Annotated in this window: 16 protein-coding genes; 2 read left to right on the forward strand and 14 right to left on the reverse strand. The window is 42.5% G+C overall.

Annotation, left to right across the window (positions count from 1 at the left end; genetic code table 11):
• Nucleotides 1-276 precede the first annotated feature (276 nt).
• From A0O21_RS10945 to gyrA, 5 genes are all read right to left on the reverse strand, one after another.
• Complete coding sequence (locus tag A0O21_RS10945; RefSeq protein WP_067062043.1) at nucleotides 277-687, reverse strand: hypothetical protein; 411 nt, start codon at nucleotides 685-687, stop codon at nucleotides 277-279.
• 137 nt (nucleotides 688-824) lie between these two features.
• Nucleotides 825-1,790: a DUF1002 domain-containing protein gene (locus tag A0O21_RS04665; protein WP_067062046.1), complete on the reverse strand. Its 966-nt coding sequence runs from the start codon at nucleotides 1,788-1,790 to the stop codon at nucleotides 825-827.
• A gap of 87 nt (nucleotides 1,791-1,877) precedes the next feature.
• Nucleotides 1,878-2,291, reverse strand: coding sequence for an SMU1112c/YaeR family gloxylase I-like metalloprotein (gloA2, locus tag A0O21_RS04670; RefSeq protein WP_067062049.1), 414 nt, complete (start codon nucleotides 2,289-2,291; stop codon nucleotides 1,878-1,880).
• A 71-nt stretch (nucleotides 2,292-2,362) separates the two neighbouring features.
• Entirely contained in the window at nucleotides 2,363-3,118 is a 756-nt protein-coding gene (locus A0O21_RS04675; protein ID WP_067062051.1) for a class A sortase, read from the reverse strand.
• A 28-nt stretch (nucleotides 3,119-3,146) separates the two neighbouring features.
• Nucleotides 3,147-5,594: a DNA gyrase subunit A gene (gene gyrA, locus A0O21_RS04680; RefSeq protein ID WP_067062055.1), complete on the reverse strand. Its 2,448-nt coding sequence runs from the start codon at nucleotides 5,592-5,594 to the stop codon at nucleotides 3,147-3,149.
• 351 nt (nucleotides 5,595-5,945) lie between these two features.
• On the opposite strand from gyrA, the gene A0O21_RS04685 reads away from it, so the two are divergent.
• A complete protein-coding gene (locus tag A0O21_RS04685; RefSeq protein ID WP_067062057.1) occupies nucleotides 5,946-6,935 on the forward strand; it encodes an L-lactate dehydrogenase in 990 nt (329 codons plus the stop codon).
• A 201-nt stretch (nucleotides 6,936-7,136) separates the two neighbouring features.
• On the opposite strand, the gene nox is transcribed toward A0O21_RS04685, so the two are convergent.
• The 9 genes from nox to A0O21_RS04730 form a co-directional block, all read right to left on the reverse strand.
• Nucleotides 7,137-8,516 (reverse strand): H2O-forming NADH oxidase, encoded by a 1,380-nt coding sequence (nox, locus tag A0O21_RS04690; RefSeq protein WP_067062059.1) that lies wholly within the window; start codon nucleotides 8,514-8,516, stop codon nucleotides 7,137-7,139.
• Between the two features lie 225 nt (nucleotides 8,517-8,741).
• A complete protein-coding gene (locus tag A0O21_RS04695; RefSeq protein ID WP_067062062.1) occupies nucleotides 8,742-9,701 on the reverse strand; it encodes an ABC transporter permease in 960 nt (319 codons plus the stop codon).
• 1 nt (nucleotide 9,702) lies between these two features.
• A complete protein-coding gene (locus A0O21_RS04700) occupies nucleotides 9,703-10,764 on the reverse strand; it encodes an ABC transporter permease (protein WP_067062064.1) in 1,062 nt (353 codons plus the stop codon).
• Nucleotides 10,757-12,295, reverse strand: a complete 1,539-nt coding sequence (locus A0O21_RS04705) for an ABC transporter ATP-binding protein (protein ID WP_067062067.1) — start codon at nucleotides 12,293-12,295, stop codon at nucleotides 10,757-10,759. Before A0O21_RS04705 ends, A0O21_RS04700 begins: the two co-directional genes overlap by 8 nt.
• Before the next feature lie 122 nt (nucleotides 12,296-12,417).
• A complete protein-coding gene (locus A0O21_RS04710) occupies nucleotides 12,418-13,479 on the reverse strand; it encodes a BMP family lipoprotein (RefSeq protein WP_082854411.1) in 1,062 nt (353 codons plus the stop codon).
• An 83-nt stretch (nucleotides 13,480-13,562) separates the two neighbouring features.
• A complete protein-coding gene (locus A0O21_RS04715) occupies nucleotides 13,563-13,955 on the reverse strand; it encodes a cytidine deaminase (protein ID WP_067062072.1) in 393 nt (130 codons plus the stop codon).
• Nucleotides 13,942-14,604, reverse strand: a complete 663-nt coding sequence (gene deoC / locus A0O21_RS04720; RefSeq protein WP_067065137.1) for a deoxyribose-phosphate aldolase — start codon at nucleotides 14,602-14,604, stop codon at nucleotides 13,942-13,944. Before deoC ends, A0O21_RS04715 begins: the two co-directional genes overlap by 14 nt.
• An 11-nt stretch (nucleotides 14,605-14,615) precedes the next feature.
• Nucleotides 14,616-15,893 carry a pyrimidine-nucleoside phosphorylase gene (locus A0O21_RS04725; RefSeq protein WP_067062075.1) on the reverse strand — a complete coding sequence of 426 codons (1,278 nt, stop codon included), beginning with the start codon at nucleotides 15,891-15,893 and terminating at the stop codon, nucleotides 14,616-14,618.
• Nucleotides 15,890-16,471, reverse strand: coding sequence for a class I SAM-dependent methyltransferase (locus tag A0O21_RS04730; RefSeq protein ID WP_067062078.1), 582 nt, complete (start codon nucleotides 16,469-16,471; stop codon nucleotides 15,890-15,892). The genes A0O21_RS04725 and A0O21_RS04730 overlap by 4 nt, the downstream gene beginning before the upstream one ends.
• A gap of 123 nt (nucleotides 16,472-16,594) precedes the next feature.
• Here A0O21_RS04730 and coaA point away from each other — a divergent pair, with 123 nt between their 5' ends.
• The gene (gene coaA, locus A0O21_RS04735; RefSeq protein ID WP_067062080.1) at nucleotides 16,595-17,515 is read left to right on the forward strand and encodes a type I pantothenate kinase; all 921 of its coding nucleotides are present in this window, start codon (nucleotides 16,595-16,597) and stop codon (nucleotides 17,513-17,515) included.
• The last annotated feature ends 16 nt before the right edge of the window (nucleotides 17,516-17,531 follow it).

Raw genomic sequence — 17,531 nt, forward strand, 5'->3', positions numbered from 1 at the left:
TAAACGGAGAAATGCTATCAACCCATTATCAGATTTTTAGCTTAAACAGATAAAAATAAAAGGACTCTGAAAGCGCAAAGAGGTTATAGTGCTATAGAAAGTGTCAAACCAACTGTTTACTCAGCGCTTAAGTCGATGTTCAGTACAAAATGAAAACCCTTGAATTTTCAGATTATTCTGAAACATAGTTTTTATTTTAAGCTTTTAAGGACAGTTTGTCAACCTGACATCGATATTTTTTTATTGAATGTCTTCTAACCTGAGCTGGGAGCGCTATTACTTAGAAATCTTCACTGTTCCATCTTCATAGCCTGAATACATACTGCTTTTGGGACTGACATAAGTTGTCGTCTCTACTGAATTGTCATCAGCCGTTCCAATAGTAAGTATGCCTTCATTAAATAAGCAAAAGTAGGTCATCCCATCCTTTTCGAATTCTTCTTCTTCTGCGTCATAATGATAGCGGTTCTCAGTATCATCTTCATTTATGGTAAGCTGGCTGCCATCTATTCTTATCCAGGACCCTGTATCTAACGAAGCTGTCATAGTGGACAGATCCTCGTCCACCAGATAGTAGGTTCCGTCTTTTGGCGTATGCAAATCAATCTGGGACTTTATAATACCAAAGAAAATAATTGCCGGAATAATAAGAAAAATAAGCCTGCGCTTTTTAAATTTGAATAGCATGACCTTCTCCTGACTTTAACTATTTTAAATGAACTGCCTATCTCATATCAAAACTCCCCTTATCGCTCTGGTGAAAGTTTTTTCACTGTTTGCTTTAAGGGGAGCGGTTATTTTATGATAGTTCCTGCTTAGACGGTTTATCCTATAAACTGTTGGAAGAAGGCAACAATTTGCTGCCAAATATTGGCAAAGAACCCTTTACTTGACTCAATCACACTGCTAGCGTCGAAATTGAGGTTGATATTATCGAAGGTTGAACCGGCATTGTTAACAATGCTGTCTTTAAGTGAGTTTAAAGTTGCTTTGAAACTGCTGCTGTTAATGATTTTAGACTGCGATAAATTAAAGGCGAAATTAACAATCAAGGTAATCTGATCGTTTGTCATTGACGAACTCAAGCCGTAATTATCAAGTGTCTCCTCAACAATCTGGCGAACATCTTCTTTTGTCAAGTTATCACTATCGGCTACAGCTGTCTTGATGTCTGTCAGTGCGACATTGAGTTTGTCGGCATCATAGCCGTCTTTCCCTTGATTTTCAGCATTAATATCAGACAGGGCATTCAATTCTTCCTGAGCTAACTCTTTGCTTTCGTCTGAAACTTCAGCACCGTTTTCTTCAAGCGAGTAATAGATTCCGGCTAAGGCACTTTCTCCTGTTACTGCGATAGGGGAAGCTACTGTAATTTCGGCATGCTCAATTCCTAAGGTAACAGCAGCATTGCGGTACATATCCTCTGTTACTTTGGTGATATTTTCTGGTGTGACAATACGAACGCTTAATATTTCTTTGGCGCCGAGTTTTTGAATTTTCACAGATGAGTAAAGCTGCAAGCTTGAATCATCAGCGACATTCATAATCTTAGCATAGGAAGATGTTGTCAGTGTTTTGACCTGAGTATCCGCCGCACTGTCATAACCCAAGAGGCTGAGTGTCTGATCCCGCTGATCACTGGAGAGAGAATAGCCCAGAACATAGTCCGGCTGGACATAGGTCTCATCAATCACGTCCTGAATGCTGGAGTCAGCTGCCTGAACGGTTGTCAGCGTAAAACAGAGGGAAAGCACCAATCCCAAACTTAAAAGAATTTTTTTAAAGCGCATAATTATCCTTCCTTCAATTATCATACTATGAGTTCTTATTATACCACTTTCGATTATTCCTGACTCAAAAAAACATTTCTTCCTTTTTTACTCATGCAGTTCCAAAGGCAGACCGTCCGGGTCAAAAAAGAAGGTCATCTTTCGACCGGTATAATCATCAGAGCGAATGGGCTCAACAAAAATCCCCTTTGACTCCAGCTCAGCTTTGACTTTTTCGACATCTTCAACATAAAAGGCGAGATGGCGCAGACCGCAAGCTTCACGCGGCCATTCAGGCAGACCGATGCGTGCCGGCGGAGCAGAATAATCGGGGTCAGTCAGCTTATTGCCAAAAATTTCCAATTCAATATCCCCGCATTTTAAATCTAATTTATAATCATGCCGCTTTGGACGATGGTTTTCCCGAATAACAGAAAATCCCAGCTTATCAACATAAAATTCACGGGATTTATCATAATCTGAAACGATGATCGCAATATGATGAATAAGGGTTAGTTCCATAGTTTCTCCTGTATTTTATCAGTATAAAAAAGAAGCAGACAAAACATTAGTTTTGCAGCAGTTGCTTCTTTTTAGAGTGATATCTGATTATAAGACGTATTAAAAGCTTTTTTAATATCAGAAGCTGCTTGATCAAAAGCAACAGAAGCTTCTAAAGTCCCATGAACAATAATCCGGTTAGTTGCTTCTGCATCAGTACAGGTAACAAGAGTTACTTCACTGTTTCCAGGACTGTCGTTGAGCACTTCAATATGATCCGGACTAACGGCATCGACACGGTCAATAATATAGGTGTAAATCATTTCTTTATCAGTTAAATAAATTTTCATTCCGATTTTTGCTTTTGTCAAAGGCGAAAAAAGCATTTGGGAAGAGCCATTGATGCCAAAAACATGATGGCTGGCCAGTGCGTAGTTATTTTCACCGCCCATCACTTGCTCCTCCTTCATTGTCCCGGCGCCGTACATCAGCTCAGTATTGCCCAGGCCCTTAAAAATTGGCAAATTAATGCCGATATCAGGAATAGCAATACCGCCGATAACAGGCAGTTTTTGAGCTGCCATTTGTGCTTCCAGTATCGCCTCTGTGCTGACAGATTCCACCGCTTCAAAGTCATAGCTGGCTTTCTTGGCTGCATTTTCTTTGAGCGTTTTTCTGGAAATATTGCTAACTTGATATTTATTTGAATTCCAGGCAATCAAAGTATTGCGAATTGATTTATTAAAAATCAAAGCCAGCCCAAGAATAAGCAAAAGGCTAAAAACAAGCCAGCGAAAAAAATTTTTTATCTTACTTTTTTTGGGCTTATGTGTTGATCTTTTTTTCATTTTTCCTCAATTGTCTTCTTGTACTAAATCAGTTTTCTTCGCTAGTTTCAGTCTCTTCAGGAGCAATCAGAGCAAAGGTTACAATTTTAGCTTCATTGGCAAGTTTCATAACCTTAACGCCCATTGTCGACCGTCCGGTTTGCGAGATGCTGGCAACATTTGTCCGAATGATAACCCCGGTATCAGTTATCAGCATCAAGTCCTCATCGCCATTAACCGTCGCCAGTCGGGCAAGGGGTCCATTTTTATCTGTAATCTTGGCCGTCTTAATCCCTTTGCCGCCGCGGCCTTTGGTCGGATAATCTTTGGCTGATGTTCGCTTACCAAAGCCTTTTTCAGTTATGATGATCACTTCCTGATTGTCTGTCACCGAAGAAGCACCGACAACCTTGTCACCGGTACGCAAATTGACACCGCGCACACCGCTGGCTGTCCGGCCCATGATGCGCACAGCACTTTCGTTGAAACGAACGGAATAGCCTGTCTGGGTTCCGATGATAATATCATCTTTCCCTTTGGTTAAGATAACATTGATAAGTTCATCCTGTTCTTTAAGCGTCAGCGCTTTGAGTCCATTCTGCCGAATATGGCTGAATTCAGAAACACTAGTCCTTTTGACAAGCCCTTGTCTTGTTGTAAAAAAGAAATAGTTGTCTTGGACATCTTGACGCCGTGCATTGATAATCGTTTGAACAGTTTCATTTTCATCAAGTTTCAAAAGATTGACAATAGGCAGACCTTTAGCAGTCCGGCCGTATTCCGGAACTTCGTAAGCTTTTAAGCGGTAGACGCGGCCGAAATTGGTGAAAAAGAGCAGCGTATCATGGGTGCTGGTTGAAACCAGCTCTGAGACGAAGTCATCTTCATTTACTCCTGTTCCTTGGACACCGCGGCCGCCTCGTTTTTGAACCCGAAATTCATCTTGGCTCAGGCGCTTAATATAACCTTTATTGGATAAGGTAATCAAGACATCTTCTTCTTCAATCAAGTCTTCATCTTCAAGTGACAGTACTTCTCCTACCATCAATTCTGTCCGCCGTTTGTCAGCGTACTTACGTTTAATATCATCAAGTTCTTCTTTAATAATCGCAATGACCCGTTCTGGTTTAGCCAGAATATCGGCTAAATCAGCAATCAAAGCTATTAAATCGTCATATTCAGACTGGATTTTATCACGCTCTAAACCTGTCAGGCGGCGCAGGCGCATATCTAAAATGGCCTGGCTTTGACGCTCTGACAGCTCAAAGCGCTCCATCAGTTCTGTCTGAGCAATCAAATCCGTTTCACTGTTGCGGATAATTTGAATCACTTCATCCAGATGATCCAGAGCGATAAGGAGTCCTTCTAAAATATGAGCTCTGCTTTCTGCCTTCTCTTTGTCAAACTCAGTGCGGCGGACAATGACTTCCTTTTGATGAGTAATGTAATTGTCAATAATCTGCCGGAGAGATAAAATTTTAGGAACGCCATTTTCAATAGCCAGCATATTAAAGCTGAAATTTGTTTGCAGGCTGGTCAGTTTGAAAAGATTATTCAAAATAACACTGGCTGAAGCATCGCGGCGCACCTCAATGATAAAACGCACCCCTTCCCGGCTTGATTCATCACGGACAGCAGTAATTCCTTCTACGCGCTTTTCCTGAGCAAGGCGGACAATATGTTCATGCACCTTTGTCTTATTGACACCGTAAGGGAATTCAGTGACGACAATTCGTTCGCGGCCGCTTCTGCTTGTTTCGATTTCTGTGCGGGAACGCAGAACAATTGAACCTTTCCCAGTATCATAAGCCCGGTGTATGCCCGATTTTCCCATAACCAAAGCGCCGGTAGGAAAATCAGGACCTGGAATCACTTCCATCAGCTCACGTGTCGTTACGTCAGGCTTATCCATAACTAATTTGACAGCATCGATTGATTCTCCGAGATTGTGGGGCGGAATATTGGTTGCCATCCCAACAGCGATACCTGTGGCACCATTGACCAAAAGATTGGGAAAACGGGCCGGCAGAGCCAAGGGCTCACGTTCGCTTCCGTCATAGTTATCCTGAAAGTCTACCGTATTTTTGTTAATATCACGAAGCATCTCCAAGGCAATCTTGCTCATTCTGGCTTCAGTGTAACGCTGAGCCGCTGCTCCGTCTCCGTCCATAGAACCGAAATTGCCGTGACCGTCAACCAGCATATGCCGATAAGACCACCACTGAGCCATCCGTACCATAGCCTCATAAATAGATGAATCTCCGTGAGGATGGTACTTACCCATGACATCCCCTGTAATGCGGGCAGATTTTTTATGAGGTTTATCAGGTGTTACACCTAACTCATTCATACCATATAAAATGCGGCGATGTACCGGTTTTAAACCGTCTCTGACATCGGGGAGTGCCCGAGCAACAATGACGCTCATCGCATAGTCAATGAAACTTGTTTTCATTTCACTTGTCAGATTAACATCGACTAAATTTTTGTCTTGCATTAGTAAATGCCCCTTTTCTAGTATAAAACTCTACTCTATTATACCATAATTTGTGCTAATCTGGACAATTCTCAGAGTAAGTTCATTTATCAGAGCAAGCTGTCAAAACTGTGGCTTCAAATCTGGAAAAGAGCTGCCCATTTTGCTTCTGTTTCAGATTAAAGTGCTTGTCTGCCCAAGGCGAGAACACAAAACTAGCTGTTTTTACGATTATTGCTGCACCTCTTAACCGCTCATTAGCAACCGGTTTCCATAATTTTCCGGAATTAAACCCGTGACATACCGCTTTTAACATGTTAGAATAGAAATGTATAGGCGAAAAGTCTAAAAAAATTAAGGAGATGTTTAGAAATGACTGCAACTAAACAACATAAAAAAGTTATCCTTGTCGGTGACGGTGCTGTAGGTTCATCTTATGCCTTTACTCTGGTCAATCAAGGAATTGCTCAAGAGCTCGGTATCATTGAAATCCCTCAGCTTTATGAAAAGGCAGTGGGAGATGCACTCGACCTAAGCCATGCTCTCGCCTTCACTTCCCCTAAAAAGATTTATGCTGCTCAGTATTCTGACTGTGCTGATGCTGACCTAGTCGTTATCACTGCTGGTGCCCCTCAAAAACCGGGTGAAACACGCCTTGATTTGGTCGACAAAAATCTTGCTATCAATAAATCCATTGTTACTCAGGTTGTAGAATCAGGCTTCAATGGTATCTTCCTCGTTGCTGCTAACCCAGTTGATATTTTGACTTACTCCACATGGAAATTCTCAGGTTTCCCTAAAGAGCGTGTTATCGGTTCAGGAACTTCGCTTGATACTGCTCGCTACCGTCAGGCACTGGCTGTTAAAATTGGTATCGATGCACGTTCAGTTCACGCTTATATCATGGGAGAACACGGGGACTCCGAATTTGCCGTTTGGTCACATGCCAATGTTGCCGGCGTTAAATTGGAGAAATGGCTGCAGGATAATCGCGACATTGATGAACAAGGTCTTGTAGATTTGTTTATTTCTGTCCGTGATGCTGCTTACTCCATTATTGAGAAAAAAGGTGCTACTTTCTACGGTATCGCAGTTGCTCTGGCTCGTATCACAAAGGCTATCCTTGATGATGAAAGTGCAGTCCTGCCGCTCTCTGTTTTCCAGAGCGGTCAGTATGAAGGAGTTGAAGATGTCTTTATCGGCCAGCCGGCAATTGTCGGAGCACATGGTATTGTCCGTCCGGTAAATATCCCGCTTAACGATGCAGAACTGCAAAAAATGCAGGCATCAGCTAAACAGCTCAAAGAAATTATTGACGAAGCTTTTGCTAAAGAAGAATTTGCGTCTGCTGCTAAAAATTAAGCCTAAATAAAAAAAGAGGGGATTTCCCCCTTTTTATAAGATCAGCAAAAAGCCTGACCGGCATTCAAACTGCCTCGGTCAGGCTTTTTTGAGCTCTCTAGTATCCGCAAACATTCAGAAATCATGGAGCATACTAACTAAAGTTGGCTTCTTGACTTTACTGCTTGTGTTTCTCTTTAAGCCCTGCAAAAGAAATGAGATCTACTGAGCTAAATCTTCGGCAGAGAGAGCCGCCATGGTAATATAGTTATAAGGCTGATTAAAATGAGGGAGGAAGAATAGATCCAGAAGAGCTAATTTATCAATTGTCACTTTCTCCTGAATCGCCAAGGAGAACATATGAATGCCCATCGAAATGTCCTCCTTAGAAACCATTTGACAGCCCAAAATTATACGGCTTTTTTTGTCATAAACAATCTTAATAGTCACTTCATAATTGTTGTGCTTGATAAAACCAGGTTTTTGCAAATCTTTAAAGCTTGTCTCTACTGCTTCGTATCCTGCTTGTTTTGCTTTTTCCAATGTCAGACCGGTTGAGACCATGTTAAGGCCGTAAATAGAAATCCCATTTGATCCTTGAACGCCGGGACCTTCAACCTCACGTCCGCAAGCATTGTGAGCTGCCACAATCCCTGTTCGAACGGCATTAGAAGCCAAAGCAATATAGTTTGTATCATTGCGTGCATTATCATAGACCGTCGCACAGTCACCAATCGCATAAACATCTTTCATGCTGGTTTCTTGTTTTTTATTAACTACCCAAGCACCATTGCGGAAGGTTTCCAATTTCCCGTCTCCAAGAGCCGTGTTTGGCCGAAAACCGACAGCCATCAATACCATATCAACATCAAAAGTTTCCTTATCTGTCACCAGACGTTCAACTTTTCCCTGACCTTCAACAGCTTGAACTGCTTGACCAAAAGCGAGCTTAACTCCGTGTTCCTCCAGATTGCGGCTCATTAAATCCGTAAATTCACGGTCGTAATAGCCTCCCATACAGGTGTCCGCTATATCAACAAGGACTACGTCCTTGCCTTTACGTTGGAAAGCTTCAGCCAGTTCAACACCGATATAGCCGGCTCCGACAACAGCTACACGTTTGATTTCAGGATTGTGCAGTTTTTCAATCACTTCTTCTGCATTTTGATATAATTTTACAAATTGCAGATTTTCTAAGGTTGCTTTAAATTCGCGAGATCCTTCCTGGATTTCTACTCCCTTGACAGGAGGAATAATCGGCTGGGAGCCGGTAGCCAAAATCAGCTTGTCATATGACTCAATATGCTCCTTGCCGTCTACCAGTGCTTTAACTTCCTTATTGTCATAATCAATACTAATAACAGGAGAGTTCATATAAACTTTAGCTCCCATTGCTTCTAACTGTTCCTTATCTGAATAGAAAAGCCCTTCCGGCCCATCAATTTGTTCACCAATCCAAAGTGCCATACCGCAGCCTAAGAAAGAGATATTAGAATTCTGATCAAAAGTCACAATTTCATTGTCATTTCCATAGTTGTTCAGCATGGTCTTAATAGCCATTGTGCCAGCGTGGTTTGTGCCCACAACAACAATTTTGCTCATTTTAAGTATCCTCATTTCGAAAATATTTTGGGATAACCCTTTATAACTATAGCATACCTTTAAAACGCTTTCAAATAATATGCTCAAGCTTTTACAGACATGAAAAACGGTTGTTTAGCAGCCGTCAGACAGCCAAAAACTCCCCTTATTATTTCCAGTGAAGCAATGCATAGTTTCACTGTCCATTTTTAAGAGGAGTATGCTTAAAGTTTGTTTTAGCTGTCCTTATTTGGACTTAATATAGTTAACACCGTCTGCTTTCGGTGCGACAGCTTGGCCAAAGAAGGCGGCTAGCACGAGGATGGTTAGGACATAAGGAGCAATCTGCAAATAGACTGACGGAATCGATGATAAAAATGGTATCGAACTGCCCACTATTGCTAATGACTGAGACAGGCCAAAGAATAGACTGGACAGCATGGCTCCGATGGGATTCCAACGTCCAAAAATCATGGCGGCCAAGGCAATAAAGCCCGGTCCAGCAATTGTGGTTATCGAAAAATTATTGGAAATCGACTGAGCATAGATAGCACCGCCAATACCGCCGAAAAATCCTGAAATCATGATACCGGCGTAGCGGAAAAGATAAACATTGATCCCCAGTGTATCTGCTGCCTGCGGGTGCTCTCCGACAGAGCGGAGGCGAAGACCAAAACGCGTTTTAAAAATAACAAACCAAGAAATAAAAGCGACTAAAATAGCGACATAGCCGGCTAAAGAAGTATTATTAAAGAAAATCCGGCCAATAACAGGAATATCTTTTAAAATTGGGAAAGAAAAGCGCCCAAATGACTTGGAGATGGTATCTGTCTGCCCTTTGCCATCGTACATAACGCGGCAGAGAAAAACAGCTAAAGAAGGTGCAATAAGATTCAAAACAGTTCCGGAAACGACATGGTTGGCCCTAAAATTAACCGTTGCTAAAGCATGCAGGAGCGAATAAAGCACCCCTATTAAGCCAGCAGCAAGAGCAGCTACCCAAGGTGTGAAAGGGCCAAAAAGAGAGGCAAAATGCAAATTAAAGACAACTCCTGAAAAAGCACCCATCACCATGATACCTTCGAGTCCGACATTTACCGTACCGGAACGCTCTGAGAATGTTCCGCCGATACTGGTAAAAATCAGCGGTGCTGCATAGATCAGCATGGAGGACACTAATAAGGTTAAAACAGTTACTAGATTCATCTTATTTTCCTCCTTTTATTGCGCTTTTTTTACTCGGTTTTAGGTAACGCCGGATCATATAGTTGGCACCGACAAAGAAGATGATGAAGGCAGAAACAACATCAATAATTTCTGAAGGAATTCCCAGCATACCGGTTTTGCCGATGGCAAGGACAGCATAAAGAAAGGCTGCAAAAGGAATTCCGAGCGCACTGTTGGCTGCCAGCAAAGCTACTGCCATGCCGTCCCAGCCGATACTTAAAGAACTGCTTTGTACATACACATTTTCAAAAGTTCCCAGACCCTCTACTGTTCCTCCTAATCCAGCCAAGGCACCTGAGATAATCATTGAAATAACAATAACCCGTTTAGAAGACATGCCCGCATATTCAGATGCATGCGGATTCAGCCCAACTGCTGTGATTTCATACCCCATTGTTGTTTTCTTCATCATAAACCAAACCAGCACAACAGCAGCAAGTGCAAAGAAAATCCCAATGTTCATCCGTGAATGATTAGTCAGATCAGACAGCCATTGTGTCTGGTATGATGCACTGGCTGAGACTTTATTGCTGGCATCAGAAGTTCTCATGACGGAGTCAGAAATCCCGCCTCTGACCAAGGCATCAGTTGAATAGAGGATAATATAGTTCATCATAATGGTTACAATAACCTCACTGGTCCCTAGATAAGCTCTCAGAATCCCCGGAACAGCACCTGCGATTCCGCCCGCTAGGAGACCGATAATGACAGTACAAGTAACCGAAATGACTTTTGGCAAATCAGGAAAAGACAGGGCAAACCAGACAGCCATAACCCAGCCAATCAAAGCCTGACCTGGTAAACCGACATTGAAAAATCCTGCCTTGGACGCAACAGAAAAACCAAGAGCAATTAAAATTAAGGGTCCCATAGCCCGGAAGATTTCCCCCCAATTTTTCAGGGAACCAAAGGCAGTATAGAGAAGGTCATTATAGCCCCAGATAGGATTGTAACCAAAGATGAGCATAATGACTGCTCCCAGCAGCATTCCTAAAAGAACTGCCAGCAAAGGGACAGCCCAGTTCTGCATATTTTTAGACATTCGCGGCCTCCTTGTCTAATTTCCCGCCGGCCATTAAGATACCTAGCTCTTGTTTATCTGTTTTTGCAGGATCCAAAATCCCTTGGATCACTCCGTCATGAATGACGGCTATCCGATCTGAAATATCTAAAATTTCGTCCAGCTCAAAGCTCACTACCAGCACCGCTTTGCCTTTATCCCGCTCAGCTACCAGGCGTTTGCGGATATACTCAATAGCACCAACATCCAAACCGCGTGTCGGCTGACTGACCAGCAGCAAGTCTGGATTACGGTCTATTTCACGGGCGATAACAGCTTTTTGCTGATTGCCTCCCGACAGTGAGCCGGCAGTAACCAGCTCGCTGGTTGTTCGAACATCAAATTCAGCCATTAATTCTCGAGTGTGTTCGTTGATTTTGCTGTAGTTTAAAACACTATGCCTGCTGAAGGGCGCTTTATAATAAGTCTGAAGTGCCATATTTTCCGCCAGCGTCATCTCCAAAATCATGCCGTCCCGATGCCGGTCTTCCGGAATATGCCCAACCTGCATCTCCGTAATTTTGCGCGGGGCAAGATGAGTTGTTTCCATTCCTTTAATCTTGACAGAACCGGACTTGACTTTACGTAAACCGGCAATAGCCTGAATCAGCTCACTTTGTCCATTGCCGTCAATCCCTGCAATGCCCACAATCTCACCGGATCGGACAGTGAGGGACAGTCCCTTAACTGCCGGGATACCACGATTTTCATTGACAAAGAGATTTTGAATATCTAAAACTGTTCCTTGAGGATGGGCTGCTTCTTTTTCGGTCTTAAAAGAGACAGCCCGCCCAACCATCATTTCTGCTAAATCTTGACTGCTTGTTCCAGCAATTGAAACAGTATCAATCGTTTTTCCGCGGCGGATAACCGTTACCCGGTCAGCGACTGCTCTGATTTCTTCCAGCTTGTGAGTTATCAGGATAATTGATTTTCCTTCTTGGACCAGATGCCTCATAATATCCAGAAGCTCCGCAATTTCTGCAGGAGTTAAGACAGCTGTCGGCTCATCAAAAATAAGGATATCTGCACCACGATAAAGCGTTTTGAGAATTTCAACACGCTGCTGAGCTCCAACGGTAATGTCAGCAACTTTCGCGTAAGGATCAACACTTAAGCCGTACCGTTCAGATAAGTCCTGAATTTCTTTTGCTGCTTTTTTCAAATCCAGCACACCGCCGCCTTTAGTCACCTCATTGCCTAAAATGATATTTTCTGCAACTGTAAAAGCCTCTACCAGCATAAAATGCTGATGGACCATGCCTATTCCCATTTTATCGGCTTTTGCAGGAGAATCCAGATGAACCGACTGACCATTGACAAAAATTTCCCCCATTGTCGGTTCTAACAAGCCGGCCAGCATGTTCATGAGTGTCGATTTTCCAGCGCCGTTTTCACCAAGAAGGGCATGAATTTCTCCACGCTTCACATCTAAGTTAACATGGTCATTTGCTAGAAAATCCCCAAATTGCTTAGTGATATTCCGCATTTCAATGACATTTTCACTTGCCATGTATACTCCTCTTTCCTGTTTTTAATAGCGTCATTTGGCAGCAATTGCTAAAGTACACAGTCGTTTTAGCCCTGAAAAAAGCGGCCGCTTAGGGCCGCCTTTCTTAACAGATAACCCTTGGATTAGTTATCTACGCCATCAGCAACTGTAATTTTTCCGTCAATAATTTGCTGCTTAGCTTCTTCAACAGCTGATTTGATATTATCTGAGAGATTATCTGTGACAATGTCGACACCGCCGTCTGAAAGGCCGTAGGTTGTAATTTTGCCACCCTCAAACTTTTCTCCCTTAAGCTGCTCGTTTGAGATATTTTTAACGACTGTGCCAACTTCTTTAATTGTTGATGTTAAAATAAAGTTAGACTCTTGATTATCAGAAGATGTGTACTTCCCTTCGCTGCTTTGATCGCGGTCAACACCGATGACCCAAACTTTTTCATCGCTGTCTGCTGCTAATTTTTCATTGATTTCTTTAGCCTCTGAGAAGACACCTGTCCCGGCTCCCCCAGCTGCATGATAGATGACATCCGCGCCGTTTGTATACATCGTTGCTGCGATTGTTTTAGCATTGGCAGAATCTGAATACGAACCGACATATTTAACCTGAACTTCAATCGAATCATCAACAGAAGCGACGCCTTCTTTAAATCCGGTTTCAAAACGAGTAATCGTATCGGATTCAACACCACCGATAAAACCAACCTTACCAGTTTTGGACTGCATAGCCGCTGCAATTCCGGCTAAATAGGCCCCTTCGTTATCTGCGAAGAGAACACTGGTCACATTGTCCTGATCAGTAATTGTATCATCAATGATGACATAGTTGACATCTTCATTTTCCTGCGCAGCCTTTTCAACAGCAGAATGAAGTTTATAGCCGATACCAAAAATAAGATTATAACCGTTAGAAACAGCCGAATCTAAATTGGTCGCGTAATCAGCTTCACTGTCAGATTGGAAGTAGGTATAACTGCTGTCTTTTTCTAGTTTATTTTCCTTACCCCATTCCTGAAGGCCTTCCCAAGCCGACTGGTTAAATGATTTATCATCTACACCGCCGGTATCAGTAACGATAGCCACTTTCGTATCGTTATCAGATGATGAATTCGATGAGCTGCGCTGACAAGCGGCAAGCGCTAACGAAGCAACTGCTATCAGACCAAGTCCAACAATTTTTTTGTTCATAGAAATGAACCCTCCTAAAAACGTTTAAGCAACAGTGTTGCTCATGTGATGGTTAAGTCGAAAAACTTAACAGACAAAACAGATCAAATCAGATCTGTAAAAGAATACGGAAGTAACTCCTCGACCGTCATCTCGACCGTCAGACCATCTTGGGCGATCAAAGTGACCTTTGAAGATGGTTGAAAAAACTCTGCCATTACCTGGCGGCAGGCCCCGCAGGGTGAAACAGGCTTGACTGTTTTTCCATAGACAGCAATCTCTGTCAGCTCAGTGCAGCCCGCAGATACGGCTTTAAAGATGGCTGTTCTTTCACCGCAAACAGTTAAGCCGAAGCTTGCATTTTCAATATTACAGCCAGTGAATATCCGGCCATTTTTTGTCCTTACTGCTGCACCTACGGGAAAATGCGAATAGGGCACATAGGCTTTTTCGCTGGCTGCAATAGCCTGCGCAATAAGCGCATCAGTATCCGTCATCTGCTGTTTCTCCTTCTAAAATAGCCACTCCGGCAGAGGTCCCTATCCGTGTTGCACCGGCTTCAATGAAAGCCCTGGCATCCGTATAGGATCTGGCTCCGCCAGCAGCTTTAACACCGGCTTTATCACCGACGGTCTGTCTCATCAGAGCAACATCCGCAACTGTCGCTCCGCCAGTTGAAAAGCCTGTAGATGTTTTGACAAAATCAGCTCCAGCCTCCAAGGCCAGCTGGCAGGCTTTCACTTTTTCCGCATCAGTCAGCAGACAGGTTTCAATGATGACTTTCACCAATTTTCCGCTGCTGGCCGCTACCACTTCTGCTATGTCTTTGCTGACAGCCTCAAAATGCCCTGATTTTAGCAGTCCGATATTAATGACCATATCAATCTCATCGGCCCCCGCTGATACAGCTTCCTTAGCCTCAAACGCCTTAACAGCTGTAGTGTTTGCTCCAAGCGGAAAACCAACTACCGTACAAACATTGACATCGGAATCTTTTAAATAATCTGCAGCCAAACGAACCCAGACAGGATTGACACAGACACTGGCAAAATGATAGTGTTTCGCTTCGCTGAGAAGCTGTTCTATCTGTTCTTGAGTGCTTTCTGCTTTCAGCAAAGTATGATCGATATATTTATTAAGTTCCATCATAATCCTCTCTAAGAAATAATTTTAATAATTTCCTTGGGAATCCTTTGTACTCTCATTATTTTAACATTTTTTTTGAATTCTGTAAGCTGGTTTTCCCCTAATTTTTCTTGCGAATAAATACGCGCAAGGCGCTCGCCCTTCTGCACAGCATCACCGACTTTTTTATCGAAAACAAGTCCTGTTTCATAGTCCAGTCGATCAGTTTTGACAGCACGGCCTGCTCCCAATTTCATAGCAAACAAGGCAAAGTCCAAAGCAGGCAGATCTGAAATGTAACCTGATTCTGATGCAAAAACCTCAGTTACCACTCGGGCAGATGAAGGCCGGTAAAGATCTTCAAGATTGCCTCCCTGTGCTGCAACCATCTCTTCAAATTTTTTCAAGGCGCTGCCGTCAGTAAGATGTTGCAAAATAGCAGCAAGCGGCTTCTCAACTCCGGCAAGACTGAGCATAATCTGGGCCAGACTGCAGATAAAACGGCTGATATCCTCCCGTCCTTGCCCCTGCATAATCTGCAAGGCTTCTAAAACTTCTAAACGATTGCCGACTGCCTGACCTAAGGGCTGGCTCATATCTGTAATCACAGCTACAGTTTTTCGGCCGACTTCTTCACCCAGCTCTACCATCGTTTCTGCTAATTTTTCTGCCTCAGCAACAGTTTTCATAAAAGCCCCTTCTCCGACAGTCACATCAAGAAGAATACTGTCAGCACCGGCAGCAATTTTTTTGCTCATTACAGAACTGGCAATAAGCGGAATAGTATCTACTGTAGCTGTAACATCACGCAGCGCATAGAGCATTTTATCTGCTTTGACCAGCTTATCAGACTGTCCGATAACAGCTAAACCAATATCTTGTACCTGTTTGATAAACTCATTTTGAGATAATTCGACGCGATAGCCTTTTACCGATTCCAGTTTATCCAAAGTACCGCCTGTATGCCCTAAGCCTCGGCCGCTCATTTTAGCAACCGGAACACCAAAGCTGGCCACAAGCGGAGCCAGAATAAGCGTTACCTTATCACCGACCCCTCCTGTTGAATGCTTATCTGTTTTGATTCCTGCAATCGCTGATAAGTCAACATGCTCCCCCGTTTCAACCATAGCAAAGGTCAGATCACGGGTTTCCTGCATGGTCATCCCTCGGAAATAAACAGCCATCGCAAAGGCAGACATCTGATAATCCGGAACAGTGCCTGCAGCATAAGCAGAAATCAGCCAATTTATTTCCTCTTTTGTCAGCCTTTTGCCATCACGCTTTTTTTGAATTAAATCAACTGCCCTCATATCTTCTCACTTTGTAAAATATAATATCCTTTATCTCTTTTTAAAATCTCACAGTTGCCAAAGACAGCTTCCATTTTTGCTTTGGCACTGGGAGCTCCTTGTTTTTTTTGAATCACCAGGGTCAAAAAACCGCCGCTGTTTAGATGGTTGAGCCCTTCTTCAATAATTCGGTGGACAGTCTTTTTCCCAGCCCGAATCGGCGGATTGCTGATAATATAATCAAAAGATGATTCGACATTTTCATAAAGATCAGATTGGAAAATATCAGCTTTAATATTGTTTCTATCAGCGTTTTTCTGTGCTAAAGCAAGGGCACGAAGATTAATATCAACCATTGTCACCTTTACACCCTGAACTTTTGCTAAAGTAAGACCCAAAGGACCGTAGCCGCAGCCAATATCTAAAAGGGTTTTTCCGCTTTTTAGAGTTAAAGCATTTAAAAGGACTTGGCTGCCATAATCAATCCTTTTTTTAGAAAATACACCAGCATCCGATAAAAAATCGAAAGCCTCTCCCAGCAATTCGACTTTCAGTTCATGAATATCATGGCTACTAGTCGGTTTTTCAGCATAATACATGATGACATCTGCGCCTTTATTTTTTTACTATAATTCTTTCTTATTTTAGCATACTTTGAAACTGTTTTCAATTAGTAATTAAAAATGCTATAATAAGGCTTGTAAGTAGATGAGGAGCTAATTATGACTAGGGAGTTTATCAATTTTGAAAAAATTTCTCGCCAATCCTGGCAGGAACTGCATCAAAAAACAAAACCTCTGCTTACTGCAGCAGAACTGGAAGCCATCAAAAGCTTAAACGACCATATCAGCATGCAGGATGTTATAGAGGTCTACCTGCCCTTAATCAGTTTGATTCAAATTTACAAACGGGCTCAGGACAATCTTTCTTTTTCTAAGAGTATTTTTTTAAAAAAAGATCTCAGCCACACTCCCTTTATTATTGGGATATCCGGTTCTGTAGCTGTTGGGAAGTCGACAACCAGCCGCTTGCTGCAGCTTCTTCTTTCCAGAACTTTTAAAACGAGCAAAGTCGAAATGGTAACGACTGATGGTTTTTTGTATCCCAATGCCGTCTTAACTGAACACAATCTTTTAAACCGCAAGGGGTTTCCAGAGTCCTACGATATGGAATCGCTCCTGAATTTTCTAGATACTATCAAGAATAGGTCTGAAGCGCAGATTCCTGTTTACTCTCACGAAATCTATGACATCATACCAAATAAAAAACAAACTATTCAGCGCCCGGATTTTCTTATTCTTGAAGGAATCAATGTTTTTCAGAATCAGCAGAATAATCGGCTTTACATGAGCGATTATTTTGACTTTTCAATCTATATTGATGCTGAGAATACTAATATTGAAAAATGGTACTTAGAACGTTTTGCCAGTCTTTTAGAACTGGCAAAAAGCGATAAAGGCAATTACTACCATCGTTTTACGCTTATGCCTTATGAAAAAGCGATGCAGTTTGCTCATAATATCTGGCAAACAGTTAATTTGGTCAATTTAGAAAAATATATCGAACCCACCCGTAATCGTGCGGAATTGATCTTACATAAAGCAGCAGATCATATGATTGATGAAATTTATCTCAAAAAATAAAGATGCAGCCGATCAG

Source organism: Streptococcus pantholopis, from assembly GCF_001642085.1.
GTDB classification, from domain to species: domain Bacteria; phylum Bacillota; class Bacilli; order Lactobacillales; family Streptococcaceae; genus Streptococcus; species Streptococcus pantholopis.